This is a genomic window from uncultured Winogradskyella sp. (assembly GCF_963975125.1).
In the GTDB taxonomy this organism is placed as follows: domain Bacteria; phylum Bacteroidota; class Bacteroidia; order Flavobacteriales; family Flavobacteriaceae; genus Winogradskyella.
The window spans coordinates 1-20,847 of sequence record NZ_CAXBGB010000010.1 but is presented as its reverse complement, the minus strand read 5'-3'; the positions used below and the strand labels follow the sequence as shown (position 1 = coordinate 20,847).

Below are 20,847 nucleotides of genomic sequence, written 5' to 3'. Positions count from 1 at the left end.
AAAGTTGATTATTGCCTTACAAATATAGTTTAGATTATTGTAATTTTAAAGTTTCTCTAAGTCCCTCGTCAGCATTATTATTTTTACTCCAATATGCAGATTTAATAGACTCTAGTTTTGTAGCTTTAGTAATGAGCTTCTTAGCAGAATCACCAGAGCCACTTAATGAAGTTTCTTCCCAACCTAAAATATCATAAGGAAAATTTGTGTTAAAATTAATTTTTAAAGTTCTGTTTAATTCTGCATAGGACACTGTGTATGTGCCATTTTTTAAACTAGCATAAGCTGTGTAAGCTTTTAGGTCTTTATGTCTAAGCCTTGTGTATTCTAGAGAAGGTATTATTTCTAATTCTCCAACAGGAAGTAAGTTTGGATTTACACGTAGCTTTGTCCACAGTTCGTTTTCTGTCCATGTTTTTTCTATTTTGAAAGATTGATCTGCCTCATTTTGAAAGTAAGAATGTAACTTAACTTCAAATTTTTCGCGATTATTGAGTTGTGTATAAACATGGCCGCACCATTCTTGTACAGATGCCGAAACCTTTAAGGCATGCTGATTATTTACTACAGGATAAAATGTGCTCTGCATTATAGAATACGGGTAAATACCTGTATTGAAGTTTTTAGTCGCGTTGAGCTTTAAAACAGGTGTATTGGTCTTACTATAATTATCTGCTTTAACTTGTACTTCTGGTAAGAAATCTTCGGTAACAAATATCAATACAGCTTTACCATCTCTCATTTCGCCATAACGCGCTTGTTCTAATTTATAAGCGGTAATTTCGGCTTCTCCATTATACCAATAGTCTTTAAATTCTTTTGATAGAATTGTTTTTGGTGCTAATACTTCGGTTTCAGGTTCTGAAATAGCAAGAGTTTCTGAGGTTTCAGCTTTGCTCTCTTTGCAGGAAATCAGTAATGAGGTGAATCCTATGCCAATCCAAAAAATAGATTTTGGTTTTATAATCGTTATCATAGCTTTAGTATTTAAGATACTGAAACAACACTTCTACTGTGCTAAGTGTGACAGTTCAGAATTAAAAAAATATTATGTTTAAATATAATTAAACAAAGTTACAACCCTATGTGTTTTCTGCAATGGTATTTAACGTTTCGTAAAGCAAATGGGTAGGTAAGCCAACAACGTTATTATATGAGCCTTCAATACTTGTAATACCTATGGCTCCAATCCATTCTTGTATGCCGTAAGCTCCGGCTTTATCAAGAGGTTTGTATGTATTAACGTAATACCAGATTTCGTCATCTGTAAGTGCTTTAAAAGTTACTTTTGTTATGGTATTGACTATTTTTTGTTTTGATTTTAAAGTAAAACAAATAGAAGTAACCACTTTATGAGTTGTATCACTTAATGATTTTATCATTCTAAAAGCATCATCTTCATTTTTTGGTTTTTCAACAGCTTTACCATCTAACCAAACAATGGTATCGCTTGTAATAAGGATATCATTGTTTTTAAGATTTTCAATAAATGGTTCAGCTTTCAGTTTAGCCAAATAGTTTGTGATTTCGTGACCTTTTAAATCTTTTGAATAGATTTCATCCACAGGTTTAAGTCGAATTTCGAAATCTAAATCCATAGTTTTAAAAAACGCATGGCGACGTGGTGATGCAGAAGCTAGAATTATATTGAAACTTTTGAATTTGTCTTTTAGCATATTACTTTAGTAAAATGAATTTGTAAAGCAGCATTGAGAGCATACCTGTTAGCATAACTAACTTAAGGATTAGACTTATGTGCTTATAATGTTTTTTTTGTTCAGCACTAAATAATTTTATACTGATATAAATTAAAGGTGCAATAACAAGAACTAAAAAATAACCAACAACTTCGGTTTGTTTAAATAGATAGGTAATAACATAATAGATAACGGCGAATAAGGGTGCTAAAGACAGTATAAATACAATTTTGTTTGCGCGCTCTCTACCCAATACAATAGGTAGTGTTTGCATACCAGCTTTATAATCTCCATCTAGATCTTCAATATCTTTTACTAATTCTCTAACTAGGCTTATCAAAAAACCGAATATGGCATAGTCTAAAATAATTTTAAAAAAAGTGATTTGAATTTCTCTATTGGTGTCTGTTATAGCAGGTAATAATTCAAAAACACCAACTAACAAAATACTTAGAGATACCACCAATGATACTACAATATTGCCAACTAAAAACATTTGCTTGAAATAAGAGGAATAAATATAAAGTAGTGCAGAAGCAATAATAAATATGACGAAAAAGCCGGGTTTACCTATACCATTAGATAAATAATATCCTAAGCCAACACCAATCACATTCAGAATAATAAATAAGTATAAGGCATTTTTTTCGCTAACAAATTTGCCAACAATCACCTTACTTGGTTTATTTAGCTCATCGGTTTCGATATCATAAATATCGTTGATAACATAACCACCTGCTGCAATAAATATTGTAGCTAAGATAAGTATTGTAAAGCCTAAAGGTTTTAGCGTGGTAACGATTCCATGAGATTCAAAAAAGGGTAGAAGTAAGGCATATTTTATTAAGTATTGCACAAGCGCAATCATAATCAGGTTTTTCCAACGTATTAATTTTAAAATGTGAATCATGTTTGGGTTTAGTGCGAAAGTATTTGTTTAATTAGGTAGTAAACCGTGTAGGCAACACCAATAAAAACGATTAAACTAATAATTGCTGTTCTTATAAAAAGCTTACGCTCTTCTTTTCTTATTTTATCTTTTATTTTTTCCTTGTCTGCCTTACTTAGGTCTTTATGCAAAAAGTGCATTTTGTAATGCAGGTGTGCTTCAAGGTCTAGTTTGTCCTTATACACAGAAAACGGAGTGCTCGTTTTTTGGTTAAATGTTGATTGACTATTGCCAAACCCAATATATCCAAATCCTGTGCTATGCCGTCTGCTTCTTCTGCTCATAAAATTGACTAATCGTATTTCGCATTAAAATTGCCATTCCATTTGTTTTGTACTTTAAGTACTTGTTCTATAACATCTCTTACAGCTCCTTTTCCACCACTTTTATGCGAAATATATTTTGAAACACTTTTAATTTCTGTAACAGCGTCTTGCGGACAACATGGCAAGCCAACTAATTTCATAACAGGATAATCTGGGATATCATCTCCCATATATAACACTTGTGGCTTTTTAATGTTGTGCTTGTTCATGTAATCATTCAGTTGTTCTATCTTATTATGAGCACCTAAATAGATGTCTTTTATACCTAAACCAGCTAAACGTTTCCGAACACCTTCGTTAGAGCCACCAGAAATAATGCAAACATTAAAACCAGCATCTACAGCTGTTTTTAAAGCAAAACCATCTTTAATATTCATAGTGCGTAACATTTCTCCGTCAGTAGTCACTGTAATTGTACCATCTGTGAGAACACCATCAACATCAAAAACAAAGGTGCTGATATTGGATAAATATTCTTTGTAACTTTTATCGTCGTTCATTATCTATTTCGTTTTTTTTTTTGCTACTTGTCAGAGGTAAATTATATTTATGTGTCTTCTTTATTGAAGCCGTAAGCAGTTCATAAATAGCTTTATGCTCTTCGTTTTCAATTTGCTTTAAATGCCGTTTTATAGTTTTTTTATCGTTGCGTTTTGCAGGTCCAGTTTGAGCTACGTATGGTGACACGTTCTGAATCTTTTTTGCTGTTTCTAAAATTAAAGGTTTCATAATATCGAATTCTAAATTATTAGATTCGCAAATTTCATGTCCAATTCTATATAATTGATTAGTGAAATTATTAAGAAAAACAGCTGCCAAATGTATGCTTTGTCTTTGTTCGGTAGATATTTTATGAGATTTACATCCAATTGCCTTTGCTAAATCTTTTAAAAGTTGTCGATTTTCTTTTTGGTAAACTTCAATACAAATAGGAACTTCATAGAAGTCTATATCAGCATCTTTAGAAAACGTTTGTAAAGGATAAAATACAGAAATTTGATTTTTTTTATCTAAATCGTGCATAGCCACACTGCCAGATGTATGTGCAATCAATCGATTTGTAAAAGGTAAATTTTGTGATAACTTAGCAATACTATCATCGCTAACAGCCATAATATATATGTCAGCTTCTATTAATTCTTCTAAATTATCTGTAATCTCAACCTCGTTTGCATAAGATAAAATTGACGAACGTGTACGATTATACCATTGTACAACTGAAACAGTTTCGGCTTTTGAAAATGCTTTATATAAATGTGTGGCAACATTACCAGCGCCAAGTAATACAACTGATATCATAGTGTAAAAATACTAAGATTTCTTATTCTAGTATAACAAGAATAGAATTAAAAGAATAACTTTGATGTATATGAGTAAAAAAGACATTAAGAATAGAGAAGATGTATTTAGTTTGGTGTCTAAATTCTATAAAAAAGTTAGAAAAGACGATGTCTTAGGTCCTTTTTTTAACGATACTATTAAAGATTGGGATGCGCATTTAGAGCATCTTACAACGTTTTGGGAATCGAGTTTATTTTTAAAAACAAAGTATTATGGCAATCCTTTAGAAGCTCATGCTAAAGTAGATGCAGAACATAATCATAGTATAACCGAATTACATTTTGGACTTTGGTTAAACTTGTGGTTTCAAACTATTGATGAATTATTTGAAGGCGATTATGCAGAAAACGCTAAACGTAGAGCACGTAAAATGGGTACCTATATGTACTTAAAGATTTTTGAAGCAAGAAATTCATAATCATTTATAACCTTCTTCCTATAATTTGTGTTTTAAATTTTAACATCTTTTGCAGGTTAAAAAGTCATATAAAAATGGACAAAAAGTCTTATCTTTGTGCGAGCTTAAAATAAGCCTAAAGCTATGCAAAAAAAAATCGCTAATTTCCTATTTTCCACAAGACTTACCGCTGTTTTATTTATTGTTTTTGCTGTTGCCATGGCAACAGGAACTATTCTAGATCGAAACATGGATACGTCTCCTACGCCATATACAAGACAATTAATTTATAATGCTTGGTGGTTTGAAGCAATCATGGTTTTCTTTGTCATCAATTTTGTTGGTAATATCTTTAGATATGGATTACATAAAAAGAAAAAGTGGGCGACTTTAATCCTTCATTTATCATTTATCTTTATTCTTTTAGGTGCATTTATTACACGCTATATTGGGCATGAAGGCAAGATGTCTATAGAAGAAGGTCAGACTGAAAGTCAATTTAGATCGCTTAAAACTTATGTTACAGCATACGTTGTTGGTAATTATGAAGTTGATGGAGTTTTACAACGTTATAATTTTCAGCGTGAAGTAGATTTTTCGCACCGATTAGATAATGACTTTGATGAAACCATTAACTATGATAATATTCCTGTAAATTTTAATCTTCAAAAATTTGTTAAGGGAGCAGAAAAGGATATTATACCAGATGAATCTGGTGATAGTTATTTAAAAATTGTTGAAGCAGGCGATGGAGCGCCACATAATCACTTTTTAGAAAGTGGTAAGGTTTCTAATATGCATAATGTCTTGATTTCTTTAAATAAAGAACAAGACGGAGCTATAAACATTACAAATACAGATCAAGGCTTATTTATTAAATCACCTTACGATGGTGAGTATATGACCATGGCAACTGGTACTACTGGTAAGTTGGTTAAAGATAGTTTGCAACCTTTAGTACTTCGATCTAGATACATTATCGGGAATATGCAATTGGTTTTCCCTAAGCCTGTTGTAAAGGGTATTTTTGATATTGTTAAAAAACCTGTCATTTTAAAGAGTGATGAGGACGGTATTGTTTTAGATGTTACTGCTAATGGAGAAACTATAAGCGCTAATCTTTTAGGAGGAATAGGAACTTATAATAATTTTGAAGAAATAAAAGTTGGAGGTTTAGAAATAGCATTACGCTATGGTTCTCGTTTAGAACAGCTTCCTTTTCAAATAAAACTGAACGATTTTATTGCCGAAAAGTATCCTGGTACAGAAAAAGCTTATTCATCTTATGAAAGTAAAGTAACAGTTTTAGATAAAGACCAGAGTGAATTTGATTACCATATATATATGAATCATGTTCTAGACCATAAGGGTTATCGTTTCTTTCAGGCGAGTTTTCATCCTGATGAAAAAGGAACTATCCTTTCTGTAAACCACGATCGTTGGGGAACTTACATTACCTATGCTGGATACATGCTATTGTATTTCGGTTTATTGGCTATTCTATTTGCTAAAAACACACGTTTCGATGATATCAGAAGTCGTCTTAATAAATTAAAAGATAAGAAGGCTAAGATGATGGGTGTTATTGCTTTATTATTTTGTTTGTCTGGTTTTTCACAGGAGCATTCTACTGCTGATGGTCATAATATCGGTGTAGAGAGACCACTAAAAGCACAGTTAGATTCTCTCCTAAAAGCCAATATAACACCAAAAGCACATACTGATAAGTTTGCTGAGATGGTGATTCAAGATTATAGTGGTCGTATGATGCCAATTCATACTTATGCGTCTGAAATGCTTAGGAAAATTAGTAAGAGCGATGTTTATGAAGACATGGATGCGACACAGGTATTTCTATCTATTCAAGAAAGCTCGATACTCTGGTATAACATGCCAGTCATATACCTAACACCTAGAAAAGCAGATTCTATAAGAACTATAATTGGTGTAGATAAAAGCAAGAAATATGTTAGTTTGCTTGATTTTTTTACTCCAGAAGGCAGAAATAAATTAGGGCCATATATTGAGGAATCTTTTAAAGCTCAAGTACCAAATGGTTTTCAAAAAGAAGTAAAAGATACTTATGGTCGTTTAAGTTTATTGTCTGATGCAATTGAAGGCCGTTCATTAAAGATTTTCCCTTTGCCTGAAGATGAAAATAATAAATGGATATCGTCTTTAGAATATAGAAATGAAGGCTATAGCCAAAAAATAAAGGATACTCTTTATGGTAACTTTATAAATAATGGCTTTAGATTTTATTTAATGACTCTAAATAATGCCAAACTATCTGGTGATTACTCTAATGCCGATAAGCTTTTAAACGATTTTAAAAAAACACAGCAAAAATTAGGAGGAGAGGTGATGCTATCAGATGAGAAAATTAAAACAGAAATCATCTATAATAAATATGACATTTTTAAACGTCTCTTTAGCTGGTATATGTATGCCAGTACATTGTTGTTTATATTTATTATTGTTCAGATATTTAAGTATAAAAGTCAATGGATTAAGATTGCCATCAAAGTTTTAATCGGAGTAATAGTTTTCTTATTCTTTTTACACATGGCAGGACTTGTGATGCGCTGGTATTTATCTGGTCATGCACCATGGAGTGATGCCTATGAATCTATGATATATGTAGCATGGTCAGTAATGCTGTTTGGACTTTTATTAGGTAGCAAAAGTAATCTCACAGTTGCTGCTTCTGCATTTGTGTGTTCTATGATATTGATGGTAGCTCATTTGAATTGGATGGATCCTGCAATTGCAAATCTTCAACCTGTTCTTCAAGGGTATTGGTTAATGATACATGTATCTGTAATTGTGGCAAGTTATGGCCCTTTTGCAATAGGCATGATTTTAGGCGTTGTAACTTTGTTATTAATGATTCTTACTAATGAAGAAAATAAAGAACGCATGCTCATTAACATTAAAGAGCTAACCATTATTAATGAAATGGCTTTAACCGTTGGTTTAGTGATGTTAGCTATTGGAAACTTTCTTGGAGGCATGTGGGCTAACGAAAGTTGGGGCAGATATTGGGGCTGGGATCCTAAAGAAACTTGGGCTTTAATAAGCATTATGGTATATGCCTTTGTAATACACATGCGTTTAGTGCCAGGTTTGCGAAGTCGTTGGTTCTATAATTTAATGTCAATAATAGCTTTTGCAAGTATTTTAATGACCTATTTTGGTGTTAACTTCTATTTATCTGGCCTACATGCTTATGCTAGTGGAGATCAGATATTAAGTTTTCAGTTTATCGCTACTACTATCGGTATTATTGCTGTGCTAGGATTCTTAGCTTACAGAAAATATAATATCTATTATAAGAAGTAGCCAGGTTTTTTTTTTTAATTCTAGATTTTTAAATCTTAATACACATATTTGTGTCATTATGATTGCATAAGTAATAATATTCGGAAAAATTATCGCGTATTCTTGCGATGTCAATAGTCAAATATTTTTTTGTTTGACTTGTCTATTATATTAAATACTCAAGCCATGCAATCTAATAAAATTTCGATAAAACAATTTTTTATTTATTTTAAAATCGCTATTTCTGGTAAAGAACAAGAGTTTACAAGTGGTAGTATTCGTAGAGCTGTATTTATGCTAGCAGTTCCAATGATTTTGGAAATGCTTATGGAATCTATCTTCGCTATTGTAGATATTTTCTACGTTTCTAAAGTCAGTGTCAATGCCGTCGCAACTATAGGACTTACTGAATCAGTTATTACGCTAGTATATGCCGTAGCCATAGGCTTAAGTATTGCTGCGACAGCTATTGTTGCTAGACGTATAGGTGAAAAAGATAGGGAAGGAGCGTCTAAGGCAGCAGTTCAAGTTATTTTTCTTGGTGTTTTTGTAGCAGCTCTAATAAGTGTTTTAGGCATTTTATATCCTAAAGAAATATTGCAACTAATGGGAGGTGAACCTGAGCTGATTGCAGAAGGTTATGGCTATACCCAAGTGCTATTAGGAGGTAACGTAACCATAATGCTACTTTTCTTAATTAATGCTATTTTTAGAGGAGCTGGTGATGCTTCTATTGCAATGTGGGCTTTAGTATTATCAAATGGACTCAACATCATTTTAGATCCAATGTTCATTTTTGGATTTGGACTTATTCCGGCTTATGGTGTTGAAGGAGCAGCAATTGCTACAACGATAGGAAGAGGTACTGCAGTAATATTTCAAATATTTATTTTGTTTTACGGTTGGAGTAAAATTAAAATTGAATTTAAAGACTTGGTTTTAAGAGTTGCAGTAATGATTAACCTTATTAAGGTTTCAATTGGTGGTATTGGCCAATTTTTAATAGGAACTTCTTCTTGGGTGATTTTAATGCGAATTATGAGTGAATTTGGTAGTGAAGTCCTTGCTGGATATACTATTGCTATTCGTGTAATGATGTTTACCATAATGCCAGCTTGGGGAATGAGTAATGCTGCAGCTACTTTAGTTGGTCAGAATTTAGGTGCTAAAAAACCGCAACGCGCTGAAGATTCTGTATGGAAAACAGGAAAATACAGCGCTATTTTTATGGGATTGGTCTCTCTTATTTATTTAGTATTTGCACCACAAATCATCTCATGGTTTACACAAGAGGCTGAAGTAGTTAAAAACGGAGCTTTATGCCTAAGAATTATTGCAGCTGGTTATATCTTTTATGGTTATGGTATGGTTGTTATTAATTCGTTTAATGGTGCAGGTGATACCAAAACACCAACATGGATTAACTTTATATGCTTCTGGTTATTTCAATTACCCTTTGCTTATATCACGGCTTTAACATTCGATTTTGGTCCAATAGGTGTTTTTATGGCTATAACTTTTGCTGAACTACTAATAGCAGTAATAGGTATTATTTGGTTTAAAAAAGGCTATTGGAAATCCGTTAAAGTCTAATGATGTATTAGAAGCTTTTCACTAAATTTATAAAAATTCAAAGAAAATGCTATGTCTAAGAAAAAATTTGGGCTAAATACTATTTGCACACATGTAGGTGAAGTTAAAGATGAACAATTTAAAGGCGCTGTGTCACCTATGTATCTGAGTTCGTCGTATGAGTTTTTAGATGTTGATGTAAAACGATATCCACGTTATTTTAATACACCAAATCAAGAATTTTTATCAAAGAAGATTGCAGCTTTAGAACATACAGAAGCAGCTATGATTTTTGGTTCTGGTATGGCAGCTATTAGTACTATGTTTTTTGCCTTTTTAAAACAAGGAGATCATTTGGTTGTTCAAAATACGCTATATGGTGGAACAGTAAATTTTATAAAGGAAGAGTTTCCTAAATACGGTATTGAATATACATTTACTAATGGTTATACTGTTGAAGACTTTGAGGCCGCTATTAAGCCCAACACAAAGTTGATTCATATTGAAACACCATCAAATCCATTAATGACCATTACGGATATTAAAGCAATTGCAAAATTGGGTAAGTCTAAAGGTGTTTTAACCTCTATTGACAATACGTTTGCATCACCTGTAAATCAAAAACCTATAGATTTAGGTATGGATATGGTTATGCATTCTGCTACCAAATATTTTGGTGGTCATAGCGATATTTGTGCTGGCGCAGTAGCAAGTTCAAGCGAGCATATAGAGCGCATCTGGAATGTTGGTAAAAACCTTGGTGGTAGTCTAAGTGATATAACGGTTTGGATGTTAGAGCGTAGCATGAAAACTCTAGGGTTGCGCGTTAAAGCACAAACCAAAAATGCGATAAAACTTGCAAAGTGGTTAGAAAAGCATCCTAAGATTTCGAAAGTAAATTATCCTGGTTTAAAATCGCACCCGGAGTATAAGTTAGCGAAATCGCAAATGAGTGGATTTGGAGCAATGATGTCTTTTGAATTGTTGGGTGATATAGATGCACTTAAGTTTCAGAAGAAATTAAAACTCATTAAATCGTCTATGAGTTTAGCCGGAATAGAAAGTACCATGCTTTCCCCATATTTAACTTCTCATGCTTTGTTAAGCCAACAAGAACGTGACAATGTTGGTATTAATGACCAATTAATTCGGTTTTCTGTTGGTATTGAAGAAACTAAAGATTTAAAACGAGATATCAATCAGGCTATAGTTGCGTTAGAGCTGTCTTAGGTTTTCTAGAATCTGTTTGAATACTTATGCCAACCTGAATTCTATTGAGGTTATTTTTTCTTATATTTTGTTTTAAATAACCAATTTGAATTTGAGAATGTTTTAATACATTAAAACCAATTCCTGTATAAAATCGATTTTCGTGAAATACCTGATCTTGAAAGTTTACAAAAGGCTCTTCTGTAATCATTAAGTACAAAGCTTTATTAATATCATATCTAAAACTGATGCGATATCTAAAGCGTTGTTGTAGTTCGTTTCTATCTGTAAAATTAAAAAAACGCTGTTCTAAACGTCCGCGATGTTGCATTTTGAGTTTTCCAAACCGGTGTTTAAAAATATACTGTTCGTAAATTCTATTTTCTTTGATATTAGGCGCATTGTCAAATTCAAAAGCGGTATCAATATCTAAAAAAGCATATCCAAGTCCTAATGTAGAATTTGAACTTAAATGATAGTTTCCACGCAGTGAAATAAAAGCTAAGTTATAGTTTGTAGCGAGTTCATAAAACCGAAGCTCTGCATAAGGGGTTAAGCTAAAATGCTCATTTATGCGATGATTAATTCCGTAAGTATACCATGAGCCCAAAAAGTCTTCAGATGGATTTTGAGCAAACAATGAAACTTGATATAAGATTAACGCAAGTAGGAAGATAAACCTTTTCATTCTATTCTATATTAAAAAAAAGAGCCCTTTTCAGAGCTCTTTTCAGTCATGGAATTATTAAACATGGTCACCTAAGTGGTGGTGTTCGTCAATTAATGGGCCTCCTTCAATGATTTGTTCTGAAGCTTCACTCGCAAATTTTTCAAAATTTAAGTGGAATGAGTGTGCTAACTGAATAGCCTTACTGATGTAGCCTCCTTTTTGTAACCAAGTATTCATTGGGTCTAATATTTCTGTTGGAACATTAGGACAATACTTTGGCATATGTAATCCAAATATTGGATGCTGGTTATAATCTACTTGGTCTAAATCACCATTAAGAATAGCAGTGATCATGGCTCTAGTATATTTTAATTTTATACGAGATCCTACACCATAAGGGCCACCACTCCAGCCAGTGTTTATTAACCAAACGTTAACACCTGCATCTTGCATTTTTTTACTTAGCATCTCAGCATATACGGTTGGGTGTAAAGGCATAAATGGCTCACCGAAACATGCAGAGAATGATGGTACAGGTTCAGTAATACCTGCTTCTGTACCAGCCACTTTTGCAGTATAGCCAGAAGTAAAGTGATATGCAGCTTGACCTGGAGTTAACTTAGAAACTGGAGGTAATACACCAAAAGCATCAGCTGTTAGGAAGAATATATTTGTTGGGTTTCCTGCAAATGATGGTTTTTGAATATTATCAATATGATAAATTGGGTAACTTACACGTGTGTTTTGTGTAATACTACTATCCATAAAATCTATCTCTCCATTGTCTTTAAAAACGACATTTTCAAGAATTGCACCTGGTTTAATAGCTCTAAAAATGTCTGGTTCCTTGTCTTCTGTTAAGTCAATAACTTTAGCGTAGCAACCACCTTCAAAATTAAAGATGTTATTATTTGCCGTCCAACCATGCTCATCGTCACCAATCAATTTACGATTCGGATCTGCAGATAAAGTCGTTTTGCCAGTACCAGATAATCCGAAGAAAATTGCGGTATCACCATCTTCGCCAACATTTGCAGAACAGTGCATTGGTAAGACTTCTTTTTCAACAGGAAGTATAAAGTTTAGTGAAGAGAAAACCCCTTTCTTTATTTCACCAGTATAAGCAGAACCACCAACCAAAGCAATTTTTTTAGTAAAATTTAAAATTGAAAAATTCTCTTGACGAAGACCATATTTTTTAGGATCTGGTGCCTCGTAACCTGGTGCGCAAAGAACTAACCAATCTTCTTCAAAATTTTCTAATTCAGATTCGTCAGATCTTAAAAACATATTATATGTAAACATGTTAGACCATGGATATTCTGTAACGGTTCTAACATTTGTTTTATATTCAGGATCTGCACAAACATAAGCATCTCTTACATAGATTTCTTTTCCGCTTAAATAATTTGTGATTTCAGATTGTAAATGATCAAAGTTTATTGGAGAAATTTCTTTATTCGTTTTTCCCCACCACACAAGATCTTTTGTGTAATCGTCTTTTACAATAAAACGGTCTTGAGGTGAGCGCCCTGTAAATTTTCCGGTATTAATGGCTAAAGTACCATTAGAGGTTTCTTTTCCCATTCCTTTTTTAATGGTAATGGCTTGTAGTTTTTCTGGAGATAAGTTCCAATGTGCATTGGTGTCTTTTAGTCCATACTGAGTAAGGTCTCTTGTTTTCATAATCGGTTTATTTAATAAAATTTCCATGATTTAATAATTTTTTAATTAGACTTTCGATTTAAAATGGCCATATCAATGGCACTAATACTAATGTGGTTATTAAGAAGAGTAGAAGCAGTGGTGCACCTACTTTTAAATAATCTATAAATTTGTAGCCTCCAGCAGTCATTACCATTGCATTAGTTGTGGTGCCAACTGGTGTTAAAAATGCAGTTGAAGCACTAACTGCAACAACAATCATAAATGGTGCTGCCGAAATATTTAGCGTGTTAGCAGCAATAATTACAATAGGTGCCATAAGTACAGCAGTAGCAGAATTGTTTATCACCTGACTAAATGATGTAGTTAATAGAAATACTCCTCCAAGTAATACAACAGGGTGTAAACTACCTAAGGTGTTTACTAAACCATTTGCTATAAGTTCTGCAGTACCTGTTTTTTGAAGTGCTATTCCCATAGGTATCATAGCGGCAATCATTACAACGCTAATCCAACTGATACCTTTGTATGCTTTAGCAATTGGCACACAACCAGAGATTAAGACAATACCAGCAGATATAAGTGCTGCTAATGCTCCAGGTACAATTTTGAATACTAATAGAGCGACCATGATTACTAATGCAAACAATGCGATATAAGATTTATAGGTAAGATTTGTTACGGTTTTCGCCATACCTTCAGGGCTACCACAAATCACTAAATTTTCGTGATGCTCTTTTAATTGTTCTATATCATTCCAGATTCCTCTTACTAAAAAAGCATCACCTGCTTTTACAATAATTTCACGTTCTGTAAATGGTTTGTTATTACGAGAGGCAGCCATTAATTGCACACCAAAACGTTTAAAGAAAATACCTAATCGTATTTTTCGACCAACAAGAACTGATTTTGGTGTCACTAAGACTTCTGCCATACCAACTTCTTGATTTATTAAGTTGTTTCTTAATTCATCTTCTATTGGTTCTAATGGCAATAGGCCTAATCTAAACTTTATCATTAAGGCATTAATCGCTTCAGTATCCCCTTTAACAGTGATAATATCGTGGTATAAAAATTCTGTTGAATTAGCAGGGAATTCAATAAAAGGATCATTTCCTTTTAATACATTTGGATGTCTTCGCTTTATTCTTAGAATAGAGACGTCATGCTCATTTTCAAAATCCCAATCACCAATTTTTGTATTCAAAAAAGGTGAAACTGAGCGGACTCTTAGTCTGTAGTAATCATCATCTACCTTATAAGCTTCAATCCATTTGTGTACTGTCGTACTTATGTCCACAGGTTTGTTATTAGTTTTGTTGCTAGGTAATAATCGGTAACCTATATATCTAAAATATACTAAGGCTATTAGTAGTAATGGCAGTCCGATTAGACCAAATTCAAAAAATGAAAAACCCTCCAAGCCGCTTTCTAGCATCGTATTATTAACAATAATATTTGGAGGTGTACCGGTTAGGGTCAATAGTCCTCCAGTGTTTGAGCCAAAGGCTACTGGCATAAGTAGTTTAGAGGGTAAGGTGCCTATACTCCAAGCAGATGAAATAGTTACTGGCATTAAGGTGGCAACTGTACCAGTATTACTTACCACACCAGATAATAAACCAGAACCTAATGTTGTAATTAATAGAAGTTTAGTTGTGCTTTTGCCAGCCATTTTAATAAATTTTTCTCCTGCTAATGCTGTCCAGCCCGTCTGAGATAATCCTTCACCAATAATAAACAATGCAGCAATCATAATTACCGTTGGATTACTAAAGCCACTTAAGGTTTCTGATAGGTCCAATATTCCAAAAAGAAATAAGCTTAACATAGAAATAAGAGCGATAATATCTGGTGTGAATTTGCCCCAAATAAATAAGGCTATTGTGACAATTAAGATGACTAACATTAAGCTCATAATGAATACATTCTGTAATTATACTGTAAAGTTAAAAGCATTATAAGGCAATTTTTATGACGAATATCATACTTTGAGGTAATTGTGAATTTTTAAATTTTAGGCAGTATTGAGGCTTATAAATCTTGAAATATGTAAACGAAACCGTTTGCGAAATAAAAAGAAAGCGAGAATCTATCTTCTTTTTAATATTTTTGGCATTACAGAAAAGATAATAAGAGATGAAATTAGACATATTAGCCATTGGTGCACATCCTGACGATGTAGAATTAGGTTGCGGAGCTACTTTAGCGAAAGAGGTTTCTAATGGTAAAAAAGTTGGAATTATAGATTTAACTCGTGGAGAGTTAGGAACTAGAGGTACTGCAAAAACTAGGGATGAAGAAGCCTATAATGCAGCAAAAATTCTTGGTGTTAATACTAGGTTTAATATGCGCTTTGCAGATGGTTTTTTTATTAATAATAAGGAGCATCAAATCGAAATCATTAAAATGATACGATATTACAGACCAGAAATAGTAATTTGTAATGCTATTGATGATAGACACATTGATCATAGTAAAGGAAGTCAGCTAGTAAGTGATGCTTGTTTTTTGAGTGGTTTAAGAAAGATTGAAACTATTTATAAAGATGAAAATAAAGTACAAGAACCTTGGCGGCCTAAAGCCGTCTATCATTATATACAATGGAAAGATTTAGAGCCAGATTTTGCAGTAGATGTTACTGGTTTTATGGACAAGAAAATGGATTCTGTCATGGCCTACAAAACACAGTTTTTTGACCCTAATAATGATGAGCCACAAACGCCTATCTCTAGTAAAAACTTTACAGACAGTATTGTTTATCGAGCACGTAATTTAGGGCGCTTAATTGGAGCAGAATTTGCTGAGGGTTATACAGTTGAACGTTATCTTGCTGTTGATTCTTTATTTGATTTAAAATAAGTTAAAAAAACACTTTGTAGAAAAATGTAAATAATTTACATTTGCAGTCCTAATTAAAATGGTGGTTGTAGCTCAGTTGGTTAGAGCGTCGGTTTGTGGTACCGAAGGTCGCCGGTTCGAGACCGGTCTTCCACCCTAAATTAGTAAAGCTTCTCAGTCCCAATAACTATTGGGAGAGAAGCTTTTTTTGTGCCTAAAAGAAAAAGACCTTTCAATGATTAGAAAGGTCTTTTTATAAATATTTAAAACTTTATTATTCTGTAGCCTTATCTACCACAATTCTTTCAGCTCTGTTAGCAACTTCCCAAGCTGTATGAAAAACTAAGCGCGTTCTGTTTTCTAATAAATCGTATTCAATTTTATCTGGTGTATCACTTGGTTTATGATAATCATCGTGAGTACCATTAAAGTAAAATATAACAGGAACATTATTTTTTGCAAAGTTGTAGTGGTCAGATCTGTAATAAAAACGATTAGGATCATTTTCGTCGTTATAGGTATAGTCTAATTCTATATTAGTATACTTTGTATTTACATCTTCTGAAATATTGTGTAGTTCAGTACTTAATTTATCACTACCAATTAAATAAACGTAGTTTCTTGTATCTTCTTTACGTTTTGGATCTATTCTACCTATCATATCAATATTAAGGTCTGCAACCGTATTTGCTAAAGGAAAGATTGGGTCATTGTCTGTGTAATGTCTAGAGCCTAAAAGACCTTTTTCTTCACCTGTAACATGTAAAAACAGAATGGATCTCTTAGGTCCACTACCTGCTTTTTCTGCCATTTTAAAAGCTTCAGCTATTTCTAATAAAGCTATTGTGCCAGACCCATCGTCATCTGCACCATTATATACTTCACCATTTTTAATGCCTTCATGATCTAAATGTGCAGAGATGACTACAATTTCATCAGGTTTTTCTGAACCTTTTATGAATGCCACAACATTTTCAGAAGTAACAGCTTCAGATTTATTTTCGATGGCTAAATTCATTTTTATTTCAATAACTTTAGACTCATCATCTTCTAAAATTGATGGATTTAATGCTTTGCCCAAATCTTCGTTAATCATTATCAGTACCATTCCTGCTTCATTACTTTTTAGAGATAAACGTCCAGAAGCACCAGACTCTGCTCGCCTTTTGAAAGAAAGTGCATATCTAGGGAATAACGCACTGTCCATTAAAAGCATTCCTTTTGCTCCATGTTCTTTTGCGGCATCTCTTTTACTTGATATTGATTGACGGCCACTAGACCATTTCGTTTCTTCAGAAGTACCAGAAGTTACGTAATTACCATCGCCATCTTTTGGCTCACCAGACTTTACTAACACAAATTTTCCTTTTACGTCTACTTTAGCGTAGTCAGAATAATTGTCTGTATCAATACCAGATCCAACATAGATGATATCATCAACTGAAATATCGATACTTTCTGAAACAGATAACACTATGTGATGTTCAAAACTATTAAATGGTTTTCCATTAACGCTCAATTTAGCTGTTGCCGTTTTTTGTTTTACTAATGGTACTTCTTGGAAGTAATCATCTCCACCTAATGGAGTTGATATTTCCATAGCTTTGTATTGCTCTTTTAAATACTCTACAGCCATTTTCTGACCTTTTTCTCCAGTTTCTCTACCTTCAAATTCATCTGATGCATATTTGAAGAGCATCGTTTTTAATTCTTCTGAAGTAATTGTTGATGCATATTCAGAAGGATCAACAATTTTGGTTTTAGATTTTTTTATAGAAGAGGTATTACTCTTTGAAGATGTTCCGCAGCTTATAATTAAACCAGAGACACAAAAAATTAATAGTATTTTTTTCATTAAATAAATTGTTAGATTGTTAGTTTTTAAGGAAACTCTATATTGATTTTAATAGAGGTACATTGTAAAACTACGAAAATAGCAAAGGCTTTAAGTTTAGGTTAAATTTCTTTTAACAAACTTTAACATTAGATTATTTCTGGGTTTAAACGCTTGTCAGAATTTGCTAAATACCATGCTGTAGCAAATATGAGCTTTGTACGCTTAGCTAATAATGGGTAGTTAATTTTATCAGCGGTATCAGTTGGTTTCGTATAATCTTCATGCTCACCATTAAAGAAGAAAATTACAGGAATACCTTTTATTGCAAAATTATAGTGATCTGATCTGTAGTAGTAACGATTAACATCATTCTCTTCATTAAATTTATAATCAAGTTTTAAGTTAGTGAATGTCTCATTTGCTTTTTGGGCAATAAAATGCAATTCAGTACTCATCCTATCGGAACCAATGAGATAGATGTAGTTTTCGTTATCTTTATGTCTTTGGTCAACACGACCAATCATATCTATATTAAGTGTAGAAATAGTGTTTTCTAATGGAAAAACAGGATTTTGAGTATAATAGCGAGAACCATGAAGACCAACTTCTTCAGCTGTTACATGCAAAAATACGATACTTCTTTTTGGACGATAACCATCTTTAACGGCTTTGCTAAAAGCTTCAGCTATTTCTAAAACGGCTGCAGTACCAGAGCCATTATCATCTGCACCATTATAAATTTCTCCATCAATTACACCTTCATGATCTGAGTGGGCAGATATGTATATATATTCATCAGGAAATTCTGAACCTTCAATATAGGCGATAATGTTTTGAGAATCATTTAAATCGTTGGGTAGAATTTCTTTAGGAACTTTTTGATAGTAATTAGAATGAGATTCAGGAGCCTTTATATTTTGAGATATATAATAATTTCTAATATAATTACAAACCTCATTATGACCTTTTTCACCTGTCATTCTACCATTATACTTGTCTGAAGATACTTCTTCAACCTGTATCTTTAATTCACTAATTTTGATGGTATTTAAATACTTTTTAACAACAGCTTCATCTTCAAAAGAGATACTGTTTTTAAGGTTGTCAATTTTTTTGCTATGTCTAAGGGTTGAGCAAGAACCAACAAGAATAAGTGCAGCTGCAACTAATACTTTCATATAAGTGATTGATTTAAACAAAAATAAGGTAAATAGACGAAATGGTTTCTTACAATTTTATCCAAATTTTAAAAATCTTCGTCAATCTCAATATCTTCAAGAATTTCTTTAGAATCTTCTAGGTTTTCTTCATCACGCTGTTCAAGTTGTTCTGTATCACCTACTTTTGTAGTTGAAAAAACACCTTTGTATATCGTTAAGATTAATGAAATAATCACTAGAAGAAAGATATATTGAATTGACTTCGTTTTAGTTTTGTGCTTTTTTGAAAGAAAGAGAACGATTAATCCACTTAGGAAAGCTACAATAATTGGTGCAACCGCTAAATTAGATAAAGGTGTAACTGCTATAATTACGGCTAGTATTGCTGCTATAAAACCTAAAATGATGAATAATTTTTTACTCATGCTATTTTTATTTTTGTATGGTATTCGTAAATCTTCAATTTCATGTCAATTAGTTTTTAAGTCCGGTTGCAGAAACAATTTTTAACTCACCATTACCTACAGGAATTTTGAACTTTGCATAAACAGGAATTTTATTGTCATCAGCTGTTAACCATAAAAGGTTATTATTATTACCTTTTAGTATATCACTACCTTTAATTGATAAAGCGAGTTTATAACATTCTTTGCTACCTAACTTTGTAGAAATAGTTTCTTTTTTAAGATATTTTACTGTGATAATTATTTCTTTATTATCAAATAAAACTGTGAAATTTTGTTGATCTCCAGGACTCGCTTTATGGATATCCATATTTCTAATACTATACAAGGTACTTACAAGATCTTTAGTTGATGCGCCAATCTTTATATTTTTATTTTCATCCCAAGTTTTACCTTCTTTATTTTTTTTACGCTTTAGACTTTTTACGAGCTTAGATTTATGATTGTATTTATATTGCATAAATTTATAATACCCTCCTTCACTAATATCTCTTTTATATAAATATGGAGTAAGTGTTTTTGGGTTAACATAACTTTCATAAAGGTCTCTTATCTTAAAGAAGTTGTCCCATTTTTTATAAGTTACTGCAGTACACTTTAAACGAAGAAGAGTGCTTTTAGATGTCTTAATTTTACTTGTTTCCATTTTTACTTGTGCAATATCAGTCAGTAAACCTGACATGTTATATGATGCTGTATAAACAAGCTTTTCACCAGCTGCAATAGTTTTATTTTGAGCAAAGTTATTAAGGCTTATAAAAGCGATAAATACAAAAATAAAATGTTTCATAAAAATTGATTTATTGATAATAACGTTATAACTAGCATATATTATGCCGAAAAATACAATGCTTTATTAAATGATACTAATTTTTGTTTTGTAAATCAATCTATTGTTTTTTTTAAAAAAAACTACAAAATACCTTTGGCTACAATAAAAAGGATTTTATATTTGCACCCGCTAAAGGAGAGTTGGCAGAGTGGTCGAATGCGGCAGTCTTGAAAACTGTTGAGGGTCACACCTCCAGGGGTTCGAATCCCTTACTCTCCGCTGAGATTTAGGTTTCAAATGAAGCTTAATAGATTACTAAGCCCTTTAAAGTTTATCTTTAAAGGGTTTTTTCTTTTTTAAATAGTTTCAAAAGCACGTCTAGTCAACACAATTGTAAATCAAAATTAGTATTTTGTAAACCCTTTTTAAAAAATAAACACCCAAAAATGGATTGCGACGTAATAGAATGGTAATGTGCCGAGTTAATCATTCGCCACGACTAAGTTTCTGTTTGAAACACTCCACCAACATTTTATAAAGTTCTGGATGTTTCTTTTTCAGTAAGTCTGGGCGTTCAAAAAAGTATTCTGAAGCTACTGCAAAGAATTCAGCTTGGTTTGTGCCAC

19 protein-coding genes and 2 tRNA genes are annotated in these 20,847 nt (G+C 32.5%); 7 read left to right on the top strand and 14 right to left on the bottom strand.

The genetic code is table 11. From position 1 onward, the window contains the following. Positions 1 to 34: 34 nt before the first annotated feature. The 6 genes from AAC053_RS02810 to AAC053_RS02785 all read right to left on the bottom strand — a co-directional run bounded on the left by AAC053_RS02810 (position 35) and on the right by AAC053_RS02785 (position 4,271). Positions 35 to 976, bottom strand: coding sequence for a septum formation inhibitor Maf (locus tag AAC053_RS02810; RefSeq protein ID WP_339752518.1), 942 nt, complete (start codon positions 974 to 976; stop codon positions 35 to 37). 106 nt (positions 977 to 1,082) lie between these two features. After that, positions 1,083 to 1,676 carry a Maf family nucleotide pyrophosphatase gene (locus AAC053_RS02805; RefSeq protein WP_339752516.1) on the bottom strand — a complete coding sequence of 198 codons (594 nt, stop codon included), beginning with the start codon at positions 1,674 to 1,676 and terminating at the stop codon, positions 1,083 to 1,085. Position 1,677: 1 nt separating this feature from the next. Next, positions 1,678 to 2,607 carry a geranylgeranylglycerol-phosphate geranylgeranyltransferase gene (locus AAC053_RS02800; RefSeq protein WP_339752513.1) on the bottom strand — a complete coding sequence of 310 codons (930 nt, stop codon included), beginning with the start codon at positions 2,605 to 2,607 and terminating at the stop codon, positions 1,678 to 1,680. 8 nt (positions 2,608 to 2,615) lie between these two features. Continuing rightward, complete coding sequence (locus AAC053_RS02795; protein ID WP_339752511.1) at positions 2,616 to 2,930, bottom strand: hypothetical protein; 315 nt, start codon at positions 2,928 to 2,930, stop codon at positions 2,616 to 2,618. An 8-nt stretch (positions 2,931 to 2,938) separates the two neighbouring features. Continuing rightward, positions 2,939 to 3,472, bottom strand: coding sequence for an HAD-IIIA family hydrolase (locus tag AAC053_RS02790; RefSeq protein ID WP_339752508.1), 534 nt, complete (start codon positions 3,470 to 3,472; stop codon positions 2,939 to 2,941). Then, a complete protein-coding gene (locus AAC053_RS02785) occupies positions 3,459 to 4,271 on the bottom strand; it encodes a DUF2520 domain-containing protein (RefSeq protein WP_339752505.1) in 813 nt (270 codons plus the stop codon). The genes AAC053_RS02790 and AAC053_RS02785 overlap by 14 nt, the downstream gene beginning before the upstream one ends. Before the next feature lie 70 nt (positions 4,272 to 4,341). Between AAC053_RS02785 and AAC053_RS02780 the strand changes: the two genes are divergently transcribed. From AAC053_RS02780 to AAC053_RS02765, 4 genes are all read left to right on the top strand, one after another. Continuing rightward, positions 4,342 to 4,731 carry a group III truncated hemoglobin gene (locus AAC053_RS02780; RefSeq protein ID WP_339752502.1) on the top strand — a complete coding sequence of 130 codons (390 nt, stop codon included), beginning with the start codon at positions 4,342 to 4,344 and terminating at the stop codon, positions 4,729 to 4,731. A gap of 123 nt (positions 4,732 to 4,854) precedes the next feature. After that, positions 4,855 to 8,052: a cytochrome c biogenesis protein CcsA gene (ccsA, locus tag AAC053_RS02775; protein WP_339752500.1), complete on the top strand. Its 3,198-nt coding sequence runs from the start codon at positions 4,855 to 4,857 to the stop codon at positions 8,050 to 8,052. 165 nt (positions 8,053 to 8,217) lie between these two features. Then, a complete protein-coding gene (locus AAC053_RS02770) occupies positions 8,218 to 9,624 on the top strand; it encodes an MATE family efflux transporter (RefSeq protein ID WP_339752498.1) in 1,407 nt (468 codons plus the stop codon). A gap of 51 nt (positions 9,625 to 9,675) precedes the next feature. Continuing rightward, positions 9,676 to 10,833 (top strand): aminotransferase class I/II-fold pyridoxal phosphate-dependent enzyme, encoded by a 1,158-nt coding sequence (locus AAC053_RS02765; protein ID WP_339752495.1) that lies wholly within the window; start codon positions 9,676 to 9,678, stop codon positions 10,831 to 10,833. Here AAC053_RS02765 and AAC053_RS02760 read toward each other — a convergent pair. From AAC053_RS02760 to AAC053_RS02750, 3 genes are read right to left on the bottom strand one after another with little or no spacing between them, the layout of a single operon-like run. Further along, positions 10,808 to 11,500, bottom strand: a complete 693-nt coding sequence (locus AAC053_RS02760) for a DUF2490 domain-containing protein (RefSeq protein WP_339752492.1) — start codon at positions 11,498 to 11,500, stop codon at positions 10,808 to 10,810. The genes AAC053_RS02765 and AAC053_RS02760 overlap by 26 nt on opposite strands. Before the next feature lie 57 nt (positions 11,501 to 11,557). Beyond that, on the bottom strand, positions 11,558 to 13,168 hold the full coding sequence (gene pckA, locus AAC053_RS02755; protein WP_339752489.1) for a phosphoenolpyruvate carboxykinase (ATP): 1,611 nt from the start codon (positions 13,166 to 13,168) through the stop codon (positions 11,558 to 11,560). 58 nt (positions 13,169 to 13,226) lie between these two features. Further along, positions 13,227 to 15,065 (bottom strand): SLC13 family permease, encoded by a 1,839-nt coding sequence (locus AAC053_RS02750; protein ID WP_339752487.1) that lies wholly within the window; start codon positions 15,063 to 15,065, stop codon positions 13,227 to 13,229. A gap of 221 nt (positions 15,066 to 15,286) precedes the next feature. On the opposite strand from AAC053_RS02750, the gene bshB1 reads away from it, so the two are divergent. Together bshB1 and AAC053_RS02740 are read left to right on the top strand one after the other, a co-directional pair. Beyond that, complete coding sequence (gene bshB1, locus AAC053_RS02745; protein ID WP_339752485.1) at positions 15,287 to 16,009, top strand: bacillithiol biosynthesis deacetylase BshB1; 723 nt, start codon at positions 15,287 to 15,289, stop codon at positions 16,007 to 16,009. Between the two features lie 60 nt (positions 16,010 to 16,069). Continuing rightward, positions 16,070 to 16,145: transfer RNA gene (locus AAC053_RS02740), tRNA-His, on the top strand. A gap of 117 nt (positions 16,146 to 16,262) precedes the next feature. Here AAC053_RS02740 and AAC053_RS02735 read toward each other — a convergent pair. From AAC053_RS02735 to AAC053_RS02720, 4 genes are all read right to left on the bottom strand, one after another. Further along, complete coding sequence (locus tag AAC053_RS02735; RefSeq protein WP_339752484.1) at positions 16,263 to 17,843, bottom strand: M28 family metallopeptidase; 1,581 nt, start codon at positions 17,841 to 17,843, stop codon at positions 16,263 to 16,265. Between the two features lie 128 nt (positions 17,844 to 17,971). Next, positions 17,972 to 19,003, bottom strand: coding sequence for a M28 family metallopeptidase (locus AAC053_RS02730; protein WP_339752481.1), 1,032 nt, complete (start codon positions 19,001 to 19,003; stop codon positions 17,972 to 17,974). Positions 19,004 to 19,071: 68 nt separating this feature from the next. Next, positions 19,072 to 19,410 carry an FUSC family protein gene (locus AAC053_RS02725; protein WP_339752479.1) on the bottom strand — a complete coding sequence of 113 codons (339 nt, stop codon included), beginning with the start codon at positions 19,408 to 19,410 and terminating at the stop codon, positions 19,072 to 19,074. A 49-nt stretch (positions 19,411 to 19,459) separates the two neighbouring features. Continuing rightward, entirely contained in the window at positions 19,460 to 20,239 is a 780-nt protein-coding gene (locus AAC053_RS02720; RefSeq protein ID WP_339752476.1) for a DUF3108 domain-containing protein, read from the bottom strand. Between the two features lie 176 nt (positions 20,240 to 20,415). On the opposite strand from AAC053_RS02720, the gene AAC053_RS02715 reads away from it, so the two are divergent. Next, positions 20,416 to 20,500 (top strand) — tRNA-Ser (locus AAC053_RS02715). 207 nt (positions 20,501 to 20,707) lie between these two features. Here AAC053_RS02715 and AAC053_RS02710 read toward each other — a convergent pair. Further along, the coding region (locus AAC053_RS02710; protein WP_339752579.1) for a zinc-dependent peptidase at positions 20,708 to 20,847 on the bottom strand (140 nt) is incomplete at its 5' end.